Here is a 13361-nt window from a genome sequence, read left to right as displayed (position 1 = left end):
GCGCCATCATCCCACCGGTTCGCCGATCAGCGACCCACCCGAGCCCTGGAGCTGAGCGCGCAGCTCCGGGGTCAGGATCTGGCCGACCCGATCGACGAGCATCGTCATCTCGTAGGCGACCTGGCCGATGTCGCAGTTCGGGGCAGCGAGCACGGCCAGGCAGGACCCGTCGCTGATCGACATCAGCACCATGATCCCCAGTTCCATCTCGACGACGGTCTCGTTGACCGCGCCGGCCTCGAAGCACCGGGCGGCGCCCTGGGTGAGGCTGACCAGGCCGGAGGCCACGGCGGCGAGCTGGTCGGCCCGGTCCAGCGGGAGCCGGTTCGACGCGCTCAGCAGCAGCCCGTCCGCCGAGACGACCACGGCGTGCGCCACGCCGGGCACCCGCTCCGCGAAGTCGTTGATCAGCCAGCCGAACTGGTTCTGCGGCGGCTGTGCGCTACTCGGCGAGGTCATTCACCCTCCATGGTCTCGTGGTTGCTGTCGGCCCGCGCGGTGCGGTGGCGTCCGCGCTCGATGCCCTGCTGGAAGCTCCGCAGGCGGCCGCGCACGTCGTGTGCGTCCCGTTGTGGTCGGGGGGCCGTGGCCCCGGTGGGCGGTCCGGCGCTGCCCGGGAGCAGCTGCTCCCCGCGACGGCGCCGGGGCAATCCTGCCGAAGTGAATGTGGCGGGTGTCGACTGGGACACCGCTTGCACCGCCCGCCAGCCGTCATCGGTGCCGAAGTTCCACTCGGCGGTGGCTTCGACGGCGGCCTCTTCCCGGCGCGGAGCCGGGGCTTCGGGTGTCTCGGCCGGCGCCGCGGGCTGCCGGGAGGGCAGGGCACCCGGCCGCCCCGCGGCCTGCTGCCCGGACTCCTGGAACCGCGACGGCAGCGGCTGAGCCACGGTCTCGTCGAAGACCGACGGCCGCGTGGTCTCGGCCTCGGCCGGCTGGGCGCCCGGCGCGGGCCGCTGTCCTGGCTGGGGCAGCCCGTTCGGCGGTGCGGCGGGACCACGCGGAGTCGGCTGCGGGAGTGGAGGGGCGCCGGCCTGTCCCCGCTGCGGGAGGGCATCCGGCTGCGCACCGGCCTCGGTGCCCTGCGGAAGCACACCGCTCGCCGCGGGTACCTGCGGTCCGCGCTGCGGCAGACCTTCCGGCTGCGCACCGCCCTCGGCACCCTGCCCGCGCTGCGGCAGACCCTCCGGCCGCCCACCAGCCTCGGCACCCTGCCCACGCTGCGGCAGACCCTCCGGCCGCCCACCAGCCTCGGCACCCTGCGGAAGCACACCGCTCGCCGCAGGCAACTGCTGTCCACGCTGCGGCAGACCTTCCGGCTGCGCACCACCCTCGGCACCCTGCCCACGCTGCGGCAGACCCTCCGCCTGCCCACCAGCCTCGGCACCCTGCGGCAACACACCATTCGCCGCGGGACCCTGCTGCCGTGTCCCCTCCGCCTGCGGTCCGGCCGGCGGCTGCTGCCCCCGCTTCGGCAGGCCCTCGGGCTGCGGCGACTGGCCGGCCTGCTGCGCCGCCGCCTGGCGGGCCTGCTGGCGGCCGCGGGTCACGCCCTGCTGGAAGCTGCTCAGGCGGCCGCGGACGTCCGCCGGGTCGCGGACCGGGAGGTCCGGCTTCGGCGGGGCCGGGGTTGCCGGGGCCGGCGGGGTCGGGGTGGCGCTGCCCGGCATGAGCTGCTCGCCGCGACGGCGGCGGGGCAGTCCCTTTTCGGTGAACGCCGTCGGCTCGACCTTCGTGACCGCCTGGACCGTGCGGAAGTTCTCGTCGCTCGCGAAGTCCCAGCTGCGGGCCTCGCCCGGCGCCGCTTCTTCCGCGGCGGCCGGCTCGGCGGCCGGGGCAGCCGCCGCGGAGGAAGCGGCGGCCGGCTTGTCCTCGCGGAACCACGCCGAGAGCATCTCGTCGAAGATCGGCGTCGTCTCCGAGCGGTCCGCCGCCGGAGCCGGCTCCGGGGTGGGCGCCGCGGCCGGTTCCGGCTGGGCGGTCGCCTGGCGCCACCAGTCGCTGAGCGTCGTCTCGTTGGCGGAGAACAGGTCCTTGCCCGCCGGCAGGTCGCCGGACCGGGGCGGGTCCGGCACCGGCAGCACCGCGGGCACGGGCGGGAGCGTCGGGCGCGGCGGCGGGACGTCTTCGTCCTTCGGCAGCGGCGCGAACAGGGCCGTCCCGGAGATCTCGAGGTCCGACGGCGGGCGGACGGCGGGGCCGTGCCCGTTGGACAACCCGGCGAGGTCGCTCGCCGACGGCCAGCGCTCCTCCCCCATCGCCGGCTGCTGCGGCACCAGCGGCCGCGGCCGGGACGTGCCGTTGACCTGGCGACGAGGCAGCTGGTTGCCCGCCGCGGGGCTCGTCGGGTGCTGCTGCGGCGCGCCGATCGGGCCGGTCACCGGCCCGTCGGTCACCGGCATCACCAGGTCCGCCGGGACGACGACGGTGGCGCGGACGCCGACGATGTCCTTGCCGCCGTGCAGCGACACCCCGATCCGGTGCCGGCTGGCCAGCCGGCCGACGACGAACAGGCCCATCCGGCGCGAGGTGGCCAGGTCGACCGACCCGGCCTCGGTCAGCCGGGTGTTCGCCTCGGCGACCTCGGCCTCGTTCATGCCGATGCCCTTGTCGAGGATGTCGATGTCGAGCGAGCCGTCCTCGCCCAGCCGCGAGGCCACCGTCACCGACGTCTCCGGAGCGGAGAACGCGGTGGCGTTGTCCAGCAGCTCGGCGACCAGGCGCATCAGGTCGCTCGCGGCGTAGCCGACGATCCGCGCCGGGGGCGGCGGCTGGACCTGGACCCGCTGGTACTGCTCGATCTCCGAGACCGCGGCCCGCAGCATGTCGGTGGTGCCGACCGGCTTCCCCGACCGGCGGCCCGGCTCCGCGCCCGAGAGCACCATCAGGTTCTCGTTGTTGCGCCGCATCCGGGTGGCGAGGTGGTCGAGCTGGAACAGCGTCGCCAGCTGGTCGGCGTCCTCTTCGTCGCGCTCCAGCTGCTCGATCAGCTGCAGCTGCCGCTGCACCAGGCTTTGGCTGCGCCGGGAGAGGTTGACGAACACGCTGCCGTAGCCGGTGCGCATCGCGGCCTGCTCGGTCGCCAGCCGCAGCGCCTGGTGGTGCACCTTGTCGAAGGCCCGCGCCACTTCGCCGACCTCGTCGTCGGTCCCCACCGGCACCGGCACGACGGCCGTGCTCTGCGCGCGGCCCTCCTGGATGTTGCGGACCGCCTCCGGCAGCGCGGTCTCGGCGACGTCGAGGGCGCTGCGCCGCAGCACTTTCAGCGAGCGCAGCAGCTGGCGGGTGATGAGGAAGACGACGGCGACGGCGAGCACCATGGCGGCGAACAGCAGCACCGCGAGCAGGCCCGCGCCGCTGCTGGCCTCGTCGACCAGCTGCGTCGAGGTGGCCGACGCCGACGCGCCGAGCCGGTCGGCGACCTGGCCGATCTGGGTGCGCATCGCGGTGGACGCGGTGTTCCAGTCGGTCGCCGACAGCGCGCGGAACGCGTCGTCGACCGTGTTTCCCTGCGCGTTCAGCACGGACTCGACCATCCGGGCCCGGCTCTGCGCCTGGGCGCCTTCGGCGATCGCGGCGAAGTCGCGCTGGAGCGTGTCGCCCGCCGCGGAGCGGAAGTCGACGAGCCGGTCGCCCAGCCGCAGCTCGGCGGCGCGCAGGGTGGCCAGCTCACTCGGCGACAGCGCGCTGCGGGCGATGCCGTAGGAGACCAACGCCTGGCTGAGCGACACCTGCTCGCCCGCGACGAGCAGCTCGTGCAGCCCGGCGGGGGTGCCGCCGAGCGTGCCGTCACCCGCGCCCGCGGTGGCCGAGGTGTCGAGGCCGATCAGCGAACCGGTGATGCCGGAGTACGCGGTGACGGCCTGGGCCGGGTCGAGCTGGCCGCCGTCGACCTGACGGCGGAGGAAGCCGAGGTTGTTCACCTGCGCGGTCGCCGCGCCGGCGGCGCCGGCCACACCGGGCTCCGCGTCGGACGCGCGGGACTGCGCCGCGGTGAACGGGCCGACCGCGGTGTCGGTCGCCTTGCGGGCCGCGGCCAGCTCGGGCGTGCCGCCGACGGTGCCCTCGGTGAGCATCGCCGCGGTGACCGTGCGCTCCTGTTGCAAGGCACTGGTGAGCGCGCGGGTCTGGCCGCCGAGCGCGACGAGCCGGTCGAGCCGCTGGTACTCGTCCGAGCGGCCGACCTGGCCGGCGATCGTCGCGATGCCCAGCACCATGGCGAGCACGATGGGCACGACGGTGACGGCCGAAAGCTTGACGGGGAGACTCCAGTCGCGCCAGCGCACCAGCGCGCGCCACACGTCCTTCCCCTTGGACCGCCGGGGCGCTCGGCCGAGCAGCTCCCCCACGGGCACCTGACCTTCTCCTGCAACGGTCACGTGTGCGACTCCCTGTCCGGCGTCATGGATCCGCGTCGACGACGCGGCGCCCCGGCTCGCGGCGGGCAGTGCGTCCCCGTTCGGTTCTGCACCGCCGCGCGCACCCGGCGCCCTCGCTCGTCCCCGGTCGCCCGGCCGGCCGCGCTCCCCTGCTCGGGCAGGCACCGTCCCGTCGTCCCATGCAAGGGACTGTGCACGTGCACGGCGCAAGTTGCGTTCTGCACGGTCGTCGAGATCAACTTTATCGGTGCCAATCGATCGCTGCGGTCAGCTGGGCGAAAGAATCGTACCCCCGATGCCCTGCCGGTCAATTCTGTTCCCCGTTCGGTCGCTGACCTGCGAAAAGTGGTTTCGCGGCCGAGAAGGGGCGACGCCATTCTGCCTCGCCGCCCCCGAAGAGGGAATTCCGGTTACCGGACGCGGCGCCCGCGAGCATCCGGCCGTCACCCGATTAGCCCACCGAGCGCAACCCTATCCCTCTGTCGATCTACACTCCGTACCCCCATCGGGTGGGTCAAGTCTCAAGGTGTGCCCGATGTTGTGGCGTTGCGTCCGGCCGTGACCCGACCTGGTGATTTCTTTCGGGACCCGGCGCTGACCAGTGGATCTTCGCCGCCACGCCCGCACCTGGCGGACCCTCGCCAGCGGTACGGAAGGCTACTTCGACTACCCCGGGTGACGAACGATCACCCGCGTCCAGCATGATTACCCCGTTCGCCGCAGCGGCCGCCGAACGCGACAACGTCGCGTCACAATTCTTCTCATCATTACGGGTGATCTGCCCGTGATCTTGTAGCGATCGCGCATTCGACGCTTTCGACAGGAAAACGAATACCGCGCCTTCCGGCACCCCGGACGGCCCGGCCGCCTGCCGACTCCGCCGGACGGCCTAGTTACGATGTTCGCCTCGCAGTCCGCAAGGGCGGCCCGGTCCCCTGCCCGCAGGCGCCGGAGCCCGCCGCCACGCCAGGCTTTCCGCCCGGAGGCAAACCCATGTACGACGTCGCGCGCCCCGCGGCGGGCAACCCCATGGAGGAGACCGGCCAGATGCCGGCCCTGTTCACCGGGGACCGCCCGTCCGAACCCCCGCCCGGCCAGCACCGCCCGCCCCGCCGGCCCGTCCCCCGCACGGGCCCCGACTACGCCGCGATCCAGGCCAGCCGCGAGTTCGTCGCGCTGCGCCGGCGGTTCCGGGCGTTCGTCTTCCCGATGAGCTTCGCCTTCTTCGCCTGGTACATGACGTACGTGCTGCTGGCCGCCTACGCGCACGACTTCATGAGCCAGAAGGTGTTCGGCCAGGTCAACGTCGGCATCCTGCTCGGCATCGGGCAGTTCGCGAGCACCGCGCTGGTCACCTGGCTCTACCTGCGCTACGCGCGCAACCAGGTCGACCCGCGGGTCGCCGAGCTGCGGGCCCGCGAGGGCCTGCCGGAAGGGACCCGCCGATGACCGCGCTCGCCGCCGAAGGGGCGCCCGCCAGCAACCCCCTCGTCAACACGGTCGTGTTCGCCCTGTTCGTGGCGATCACGCTGTACGTCGTCTACCGGGCCAGCTCCCGGAACTCCTCGACGTCGGACTACTACGCCGCGGGCAGCGCCTTCACCGGCCGCCAGAACGGCATCGCGCTCTCGGGCGACTTCCTGTCGGCGGCCTCGTTCCTCGGCATCGCCGGCGCCATCGCGATGCACGGCTACGACGGCTTCCTCTACTCGATCGGCTTCCTCGTCGCCTGGCTGGTCGACCTGCTGCTGATCGCCGAGCTGCTGCGCAACACCGGCCGCTTCACGATGGGCGACGTGCTGAGCTTCCGGATGAAGCAGCGCCCGGTCCGCGCGGCGGCGGCGACGTCGACGCTGGTGATCTCCTTCTTCTACATGCTGGCGCAGATGGCCGGCGCCGGCGGCCTGGTGGCCCTGCTGCTGAACGTGCACTCCAAGCTCGGCCAGGCGCTGGTGATCGGCGTCGTCGGCCTGGTCATGGTGCTGTACGTGCTGGTCGGCGGGATGAAGGGCACCACGTGGGTGCAGATCATCAAGGCGACCATCCTGCTGCTGTGCGGTGCGCTGCTCACGGTGTTCCTGTTCGGCAAGTTCGGCTTCTCGTTCTCGAACCTGCTGTCCTCGGCGGCGGAGAACAGCCCGCTCGGCGACAAGCTCCTCGAGCCGGGCGGCTCGTACGGCAAGAACAGCACCACCAAGCTCGACTTCGTGTCGCTCGCCCTCGCACTGGTGCTGGGCGCGGCGGCGCTGCCCCACGTGCTGATGCGCTTCTACACGGTGCCGAACTCCCGCGAGGCGCGGCGAAGCGTCGTCTGGGCGACGGCCTGCATGTTCCTGTTCTACCTGTGCACGCTGGTGATCGGCTTCGGCGCGGCCGCGCTGGTCGGCGCGGACGAGATCAAGGCCGCGCCCGGCGGGGAAAACTCGGCGGCGCCGCTGCTGGCCCTGCACGTGGGCGGCACACTGCTGCTGGGCATCATCGCCGCGGTCGCCTTCGCGACGATCCTCGCGGTGGTGGCCGGGCTGACGATCACCGCGTCGGCCTCCTTCGCCCACGACGTCTACGCGAACATCTTCAAGCGCGGCAAGGCGGAGCCGGCGGACGAGGTCCGGGTGGCGCGCCTGACCGCGATCGCGGTCGGGGCGCTGGCCATCGTCGGCGGCGTGCTGGCGAACGGGCAGAACATCGCGTTCCTGGTGGCGCTGGCCTTCGCCGTGGCCGCCTCGGCGAACCTGTCGACGTTGCTGTACTCGCTGTTCTGGAAGCGGTTCAACACCACCGGCACGCTGTGGGGCATCTACGGCGGGCTGATCGCCAGCCTGGTGCTGGTGCTCTTCTCGCCGGTCGTCTCGGGCGCCCCGGACGCGATCTTCAAGAGCATCGACTTCGCCTGGTTCCCGCTGAAGAACCCGGGCCTGGTCTCGATCCCGTTCTCGTTCCTGTGCGGGTTCGTCGGCACCCTCGTGGGCAAGCCGAAGGCGGACGCCGACAAGCACGCCGAGATGGAGGTCCGGTCCCTCACCGGGATCGGCAGCTGACCCTCCAGCGTTGAAAGACGGGGACGGCCTGCGTCACGCGCGCAGGCCGTCCAGGATCACGCTCAGCACCAGCTTTCCCTCGTCCGGGCTGCAGTTGCGCACCGCCATCCCCGCGCCGTGCCCCAGCCGCAGCACGTCGACGCCGCTGATGTCCGCGCGCACGAGCCCGGCCTCCTGCGCCGAGCCCACCAGCATCCCGGTCGCTTCCCGCAGCCGCGTCTGGCAGTAGTGGAACGTCTCGGACCCGGAGTCGATCGACTCCTTGAGGATCGTGGCCAGCTTGTGCCGCTCGACGACCCACCGGACCTGCTCGTTCAGCCACGCCTCGAGCGCCTCCCACGGCGGCAGCTCGGCGTTCAGCGCGGCCGCGCGGTCGGCCAGCTCCTCGATCTCATTGCGGTAGACCGTCTCGATCAGCTTCTCCCGCGTCGGGAAGTGGCGGTACAACGTGCCCGCTCCCACGCCGGCCCGCTTCGCGATGTCGTCCAGCGGCACGTCGGCGCCCTGCTCGGCGAACAGCTCCTTGGCCGTCGCGACGATGCGCTCGTAGTTGCGCCGCGCGTCCGCCCGCATCGGCCGCTCCGTGTCCCCGCCCGGCATCCCGGCCTCCTCACCACTTAACCGGAGAGATTCTCCGAATTCACTTGCGCATCCGGAGACGCTCTCCATATTATCGCGTCGTACCAAGTGGAGAAACTCTCCACTTACCTTCGCGCTCCTTTGGGGGAGTATCTCTTGTCCCAGCAAACGATCCATCGTGCGGTCGAGCCTGCCCCGGCGCGCCGCAGCGGGCTGGTCCTGGCGATCATCCTCACCTGCCAGCTCATGCTCATCCTGGACGCGACCGTCATGAACGTCGCGCTTCCGCGCATCCAGGCCGACCTCGGGTTCTCCCCCACCGGCCTGTCCTGGGTGATGACCGCCTACAGCCTGGTCTTCGGCGGCCTGCTGCTGCTCGGCGGCCGGGCCGGCGACCTCTTCGGCCGGCGGCGGGTGTTCGTCGCGGGCACCGCCCTGTTCACCCTCGCGTCCCTGGCCGGCGGGCTCGCCGACTCGGCCGCGCTGCTCATCGCCGCGCGTGCCCTGCAGGGGGTCGGCGCCGCGATGGCCGGCCCGAGCACCCTGGCGCTGGTCGCGACGACGTTCACTGAGGCCAAGGCCCGCATCCGGGCGCTGGCGCTGTTCTCCGCCATGTCCAGCGGCGGGTTCGCCATCGGCCTGATCGTCGGCGGCCTGCTCACCGAGTGGATCTCGTGGCGGGCGGCGTTGTTCATCAACGTGCCGTTCGGCCTGGCGATCATCCTGCTCGCGCCGCGGTTCGTGCCCGAACCCGAGCGTCGGCCCGCGCACCTGGACCTGCCCGGCGCGATCACCGGCACCTTCGGCGTCGGCTCGCTCGTGTTCGCCTTCACCCACGCCGCGTCCGACGGCTGGGGCAACCCGGTCACGCTCGGCTCACTCGCCGGCGGCCTGGCGCTGCTGGCGGCGTTCGTCGCCATCGAAGCCCGCACGGCGATGCCGCTGGTCCCGCTGCGGCTGTTCGCCGACCGCGACCGCAGCGCGGCCTACGTCAACTTCTTCCTCGGCCCGATGGCGATGATGTCGATGTTCTTCTTCCTCACGCAGTTCATGCAGGACATCCGGCACTTCGCGGCGCTGGCCACCGGGTTCGCGTTCCTGCCGATGGCGGCGCTGATCTTCACGACGAGCCGGCTCGTGCCGCGGCTGCTGCCCCGCTACGGCCCGAAGCCGCTGGCCGTCACCGGCACCCTGCTGATGCTCGGCGGTGTCGGCTGGCTCGCGTTGCTCACCACCGACAGCGCGTACTTCCCGGCGTTGTTCGGGCCGCTGCTGCTGATGGGCCTGGGCGGCGGGCTGGCGTTCGCGCCGCTCAACGTCATCGTGATGGCCACGGTGCCGACCGAGGACGCGGGCGCGGCGGGCGGCGTGCTGCAGACGATGCAGCAGGTCGGCAGCACGCTGGGCCTGGGCGTGCTGATCACGGTGTTCGGCTCGGTGACCCGCTCGTCGACGGCGACGGGCGCCGCGCTCACGGTCGACGGGATGACCGCCGCGTTCGCCACGGCCGCGGTGTTCGCGGCGGGCACGGTCCTGGTGGCGCTGACGTTCCGCCGGGCTACAGCTTCTGCCCGGCCTTGACCCGGTGCGTCACCCGGCGCTCGACGAGGAACGAGACGAACGGGACGCAGCCGGCCAGCAGCACGAGCACGGTGCCCTTGATCGACCAGCGGGCCTTGATCGCCAGGTCGATGGTCAGCACCAGGTAGATCATGTAGAGGACGCCGTGGATCGGCGAGTAGACCGCCGACGGCGTCGGGTTGCCGAAGCCGTAGCGCAGCACCATCACGAAGCACAGGCCGAGCAGGCCGACGCCGGTGACGTAGGCGGCGGTGCGGAACCGGACCAGGGGGCCGGACAGCGGCACCGCGGTCTGCGCGGCGCCTTCGGTGCTGGTGGTCATCGGGTCATCCTTACTCGGCGGCCTGCTGGTCGCGGGCGTTGAGCTCGCGCAGGTAACGGTTGTACGCGGCCAGCTCCTCGTCCTCGTCCGTGACGTGCGCGTCGGGACGCGGGCGAGGGGCGGGCACCTCGGCGACCGGGGCGGGCTTCGGCTTCTCGTCCGCGGTGCCGTCGGCTTCGGCCTTCTGCCGGAGCTTGCGGATCCGGTAGAACATGAACGCGGGGAAGAGCCCGAACAGCGGCCACTGCAGGACGTAGCCGAGGTTCTGGAAGGTGCCGTTCGCCGAGGTGAAGCGGTCCCACTGCCACCAGGCGAGCCCGCAGCAGACGAGCAGGCTCACCAGGCAGGTCGCGACGATCGCGATCCGCCGCCCCCAGGGGGACGCGGCCGGTGACGGGGAGGCTGGCACGCCTCGACGCTAGCACTGGCCCGCTGAGCCACGACGGCCGACCGAGCAGCGGGTGTCCCGGCTCTCAGCCCTGTTTGCGGACGGACTGCGCACCCTTCGCATACCCGTCAGCCAAGCCGAACACCTTCTGCGCGTACTCCGTCGAGTTGTTGTACGACAGGATTCCCGCCCACCAGCCCGACGGGCTCGCCATGTCGCGGCCGCCGGCGCACAGGTACCGGGCCGCGCCCAGGGCGGCGTCGTCGATCTGCTGGGGGTCGCCGAGGCCGTCACCGTTGCCGTCCGAGGCCCACTTGCGCCACGTGCTCGGGATGAACTGCATCGGGCCCACCGCGCGGTCGACGGCCGCGTCACCGTCGTAGCGGCCGCCGTCGGTGTCGCCGATCGCCTGGACGCCGGCCGAGCCGTCCAGCGGGACGCCGATGATCGGCTTCGACGGGCGGCCGTCCGCGCCGAGCACCGCGCCGGCGTACTGGCCGTGGTTGGACTCGATCCGGCCGATGCCCGCGAGCGTGGCCCACGAGATCTGGCACTTCGGCTGGTCCGCGCGCATCGCCAGCTCGGCGTTGCCGTAGGCCTGCAGGGCCCGCGCCGGCACGTTCGTGACCGCGGCGACCTGGCTCGCCCACTGCGAGAGCGTCGCCGGGCCGGTGCTGCGGGCCTGCTGGGGGGACGTCTGCTGCTCGGCCCCGCCGGCCACCGCGCCACCGGCCGGGGCGATCGACCCCGGGCGGACGTCGGCGGCCTTGACCTGCAAGGCGGGGATTTCGGTCGTCGTGGGACTCGCTTCGGGCGTCGACGCGCGCGTCACGAGCCAGACGCCGCCGCCGGCCACGGCCAGCACGGCGACGACCACGACCAGCCGGGTGAGCACCGCGAAACTCGCGGAGCGCGGCGCCGGTGCCGGTGCGGCGGGGGCGGCTTCGTCGACTTCGGCGTCGATCGGGTCGTCCTCGGTCTTTCCGGTCCTGGTGCGCACGAAACTCCGGTCCTCCAACGTGGTGTCGACGAACTGTCAACGAGCCCGCGCAGGTTAGCGTTACGCGGGCCGCCGACATCGTCACACCACGCCGGTTCACCCGGCCGTGTCGAAGCGTCTCGTCAGGCGGACTTCTGCTGCCGCGCGAGCCGCGCCACGCACCAGGCCGGGGCGCTGCCGCGGCGCAGGTGCTGCAGGACGGTCATCGGCCCGAGCCGGCGGCTCAGGTCGGACGGCGCGAGCCCGGCCGCCCGGTAGTCGAGGGCCCGCTGGTCGAGCGGGCTGAGCCCGGCGTCCCACCACTCCTCGGCCTCGGCGACGCCGCCGACCATCTGCCACCAGCCCGCGGCGGCGGTGAGGAGCTCTTCGGGGACGTCCGGCAGCCGGCGGCGCATCGCGTCGAGGTAGCCGGGGTCGGCCGACTCGACCGGGACGAACCGCTGCTGCCCGGTCCGCGCACGCTGGCCGGGGATGCCCGGGGCCTGCGCCGGAGCGTCGGCCAGCCACGCGGAAGCGATGCGGTCGACCTCCTGCTCTTCGGGAGTCCGCTCGCGCTCGGCTGCCCACTGCCGGATCAGCGCGTCCACTCCGGGATCTCCGGTCATCCCTGCCTCCTTGTAGGTCCCCGACGGACAGGCCCTGACACCTGTCCCACGCGGTGGCGCCGCACGCGCCAACCTGCACCTTGCTGAGTGGAAACTGCCTGCGTACCGGGGGTCTCCGAGGGGGAGGGCGAACCACCCGATCACGCAATGTGAGCACCGTAGGGCCGGGGTGGTCTCCTTCGCCAGACCCCGGCCCCCACGAATTCGCCGACCTGCGCGTTTTCAGCCGCAATCCACCCGGATGGTCGAGCGTTGGGTCCGAAATCCGAGATTCGTGACACTCAGTGATTTACCGTCCGCTAACACGCACGGTGACCACCGGCGTCGCCCGATGCGGTGCCGGTGAGCGGGTCTTCGGGGTCAGGAGAAGAGCGTCCGGAAGAACGTGACGATGGCTTCGGCGCCGTCCTTGAGCCAGCCGAGGACGCGGTGCACGAAGTCGGCCGACTGGTGGGGCTGGGTGATCAGGAAGAACAGCACGAGGGCGACCACGCCCACGATGAGCACCTTCTTCATCCCGCTCGACATGCGCTTCCTCCCCGGTCCGCCGTCCCCGTCCTGGGAGTGGCCACGCCAATACTCTAGGGAAGCATTGCCCGGAAGACACCCCGATCAACCCCCTAGGAGCGCCATGTCCCGGAACGTGCTGGTCGAGCGGGACGGCCCGGTGACGACGATCACCCTCGACCGGCCGGACGCCCGCAACGCCGTCGACGGCCCGACCGCGGCCGAGCTGGCCGACGCGTTCCGGGCGTTCGACGCGGACGACGACGCGGCCGTCGCGGTGCTCACCGGGTCGGGTGGCGCGTTCTGCGCGGGCGCCGACCTGAAGGCCATCGGCACCGACCGGATGAACCGCACTCACCCGGACGGGGACGGCCCGATGGGGCCCACCCGGATGACGCTCGGCAAACCGGTGATCGCGGCGGTGCACGGCCACGCCGTCGCGGGCGGGCTCGAGCTGGCGCTGTGGTGCGACCTGCGGGTCGCGGACGCGACGGCGGTGTTCGGGGTGTTCTGCCGCCGCTGGGGCGTCCCGCTGATCGACGGCGGCACGGTGCGGCTGCCGCGGCTGATCGGCCAGTCGCGGGCGATGGACCTGATCCTGACCGGCCGTCCGGTCGACGCCGAGGAGGCGCTTTCCCTCGGTCTCGCGAACCGCCTGGTCCCGGCCGGGGAAGCGGTTGCGGCGGCGCAGGAGCTGGCCCGCCAGATCGCGGCGTTCCCGCAGGTCTGCCTGCGCGGCGACCGATCCTCGGCGCTCGGCCAGTGGGGCAAGTCCGAAGAGGACGCGCTGACGGCCGAGTTCGCCGCCGCGATGGCCACCGGGGTCCTGGCCGCGGAAGCGGCCGACGGCGCGGCCCGCTTCACCGGCGGCGAGGGCCGCCACGGCACATTCACGTGATCAGAACGCCATCACCCGTGATGGGGAAGCCGACACGCGTGATTGAGGGGTCGACACGGCGAAGCGG

General features: G+C 72.4%; 12 protein-coding genes. 4 read left to right on the top strand and 8 right to left on the bottom strand.

Annotated features, from left to right (window positions below; genetic code table 11):
- Positions 1-6 precede the first annotated feature (6 nt).
- A complete protein-coding gene (locus M8542_RS24125) occupies positions 7-459 on the bottom strand; it encodes a roadblock/LC7 domain-containing protein (RefSeq protein ID WP_155542171.1) in 453 nt (150 codons plus the stop codon).
- On the bottom strand, positions 456-4352 hold the full coding sequence (locus M8542_RS24120) for a sensor histidine kinase (RefSeq protein WP_257922710.1): 3897 nt from the start codon (positions 4350-4352) through the stop codon (positions 456-458). Before M8542_RS24120 ends, M8542_RS24125 begins: the two co-directional genes overlap by 4 nt.
- Positions 4353-5369: 1017 nt before the next feature.
- Here M8542_RS24120 and M8542_RS24115 point away from each other — a divergent pair.
- Together M8542_RS24115 and M8542_RS24110 are read left to right on the top strand one after the other, a co-directional pair.
- Positions 5370-5825 carry a DUF485 domain-containing protein gene (locus M8542_RS24115; protein WP_257922499.1) on the top strand — a complete coding sequence of 152 codons (456 nt, stop codon included), beginning with the start codon at positions 5370-5372 and terminating at the stop codon, positions 5823-5825.
- Positions 5822-7414, top strand: coding sequence for a monocarboxylic acid transporter (locus M8542_RS24110; protein ID WP_257922498.1), 1593 nt, complete (start codon positions 5822-5824; stop codon positions 7412-7414). The genes M8542_RS24115 and M8542_RS24110 overlap by 4 nt, the downstream gene beginning before the upstream one ends.
- A 33-nt stretch (positions 7415-7447) precedes the next feature.
- Here the strand turns inward: M8542_RS24110 and M8542_RS24105 are convergent, their stop codons facing one another.
- Positions 7448-8014, bottom strand: a complete 567-nt coding sequence (locus M8542_RS24105) for a TetR/AcrR family transcriptional regulator (RefSeq protein ID WP_257922497.1) — start codon at positions 8012-8014, stop codon at positions 7448-7450.
- Positions 8015-8149: 135 nt separating this feature from the next.
- Here M8542_RS24105 and M8542_RS24100 point away from each other — a divergent pair, with 135 nt between their 5' ends.
- Positions 8150-9574: an MFS transporter gene (locus M8542_RS24100; RefSeq protein ID WP_257922496.1), complete on the top strand. Its 1425-nt coding sequence runs from the start codon at positions 8150-8152 to the stop codon at positions 9572-9574.
- Here the strand turns inward: M8542_RS24100 and M8542_RS24095 are convergent.
- The 5 genes from M8542_RS24095 to M8542_RS24075 all read right to left on the bottom strand — a co-directional run bounded on the left by M8542_RS24095 (position 9552) and on the right by M8542_RS24075 (position 12417).
- On the bottom strand, positions 9552-9896 hold the full coding sequence (locus M8542_RS24095; protein ID WP_257922495.1) for a DUF3817 domain-containing protein: 345 nt from the start codon (positions 9894-9896) through the stop codon (positions 9552-9554). The genes M8542_RS24100 and M8542_RS24095 overlap by 23 nt on opposite strands.
- 10 nt (positions 9897-9906) lie before the next feature.
- The gene (locus M8542_RS24090) at positions 9907-10305 is read right to left on the bottom strand and encodes a hypothetical protein (protein ID WP_372508587.1); all 399 of its coding nucleotides are present in this window, start codon (positions 10303-10305) and stop codon (positions 9907-9909) included.
- Positions 10306-10369: 64 nt separating this feature from the next.
- Positions 10370-11284 carry a lytic transglycosylase domain-containing protein gene (locus tag M8542_RS24085; protein ID WP_257922494.1) on the bottom strand — a complete coding sequence of 305 codons (915 nt, stop codon included), beginning with the start codon at positions 11282-11284 and terminating at the stop codon, positions 10370-10372.
- A gap of 122 nt (positions 11285-11406) precedes the next feature.
- Positions 11407-11889 (bottom strand): helix-turn-helix transcriptional regulator, encoded by a 483-nt coding sequence (locus M8542_RS24080; RefSeq protein WP_257922493.1) that lies wholly within the window; start codon positions 11887-11889, stop codon positions 11407-11409.
- Positions 11890-12249: 360 nt separating this feature from the next.
- Positions 12250-12417 carry a hypothetical protein gene (locus tag M8542_RS24075; protein ID WP_257922492.1) on the bottom strand — a complete coding sequence of 56 codons (168 nt, stop codon included), beginning with the start codon at positions 12415-12417 and terminating at the stop codon, positions 12250-12252.
- A gap of 103 nt (positions 12418-12520) precedes the next feature.
- Between M8542_RS24075 and M8542_RS24070 the strand changes: the two genes are divergently transcribed.
- Positions 12521-13294 (top strand): crotonase/enoyl-CoA hydratase family protein, encoded by a 774-nt coding sequence (locus M8542_RS24070; protein ID WP_257922491.1) that lies wholly within the window; start codon positions 12521-12523, stop codon positions 13292-13294.
- Positions 13295-13361: the final 67 nt, after the last annotated feature.

The organism is Amycolatopsis iheyensis, from assembly GCF_024703995.1.
In the GTDB taxonomy this organism is placed as follows: Bacteria; Actinomycetota; Actinomycetes; order Mycobacteriales; family Pseudonocardiaceae; genus Amycolatopsis; species Amycolatopsis iheyensis.
The sequence above is the reverse complement of the archived record's forward strand: the minus strand, read 5'-3'. Positions and strand labels throughout refer to the sequence as shown.

Excerpts from the sequence above, each read along its gene's own strand:
- M8542_RS24110 (WP_257922498.1), top strand. The coding sequence starts at position 5,822 with ATGACCGCGCTCGCCGCCGAAGGGGCGCCCGCCAGCAACCCCCTCGTC.
- M8542_RS24070 (WP_257922491.1), top strand. The coding sequence starts at position 12,521 with ATGTCCCGGAACGTGCTGGTCGAGCGGGACGGCCCGGTGACGACGATC.
- M8542_RS24075 (WP_257922492.1), bottom strand. The coding sequence starts at position 12,417 with ATGTCGAGCGGGATGAAGAAGGTGCTCATCGTGGGCGTGGTCGCCCTC.
- M8542_RS24095 (WP_257922495.1), bottom strand. The coding sequence starts at position 9,896 with ATGACCACCAGCACCGAAGGCGCCGCGCAGACCGCGGTGCCGCTGTCC.
- M8542_RS24080 (WP_257922493.1), bottom strand. The coding sequence starts at position 11,889 with ATGACCGGAGATCCCGGAGTGGACGCGCTGATCCGGCAGTGGGCAGCC.
- M8542_RS24115 (WP_257922499.1), top strand. The coding sequence starts at position 5,370 with ATGTACGACGTCGCGCGCCCCGCGGCGGGCAACCCCATGGAGGAGACC.
- M8542_RS24105 (WP_257922497.1), bottom strand. The coding sequence starts at position 8,014 with ATGCCGGGCGGGGACACGGAGCGGCCGATGCGGGCGGACGCGCGGCGC.
- M8542_RS24125 (WP_155542171.1), bottom strand. The coding sequence starts at position 459 with ATGACCTCGCCGAGTAGCGCACAGCCGCCGCAGAACCAGTTCGGCTGG.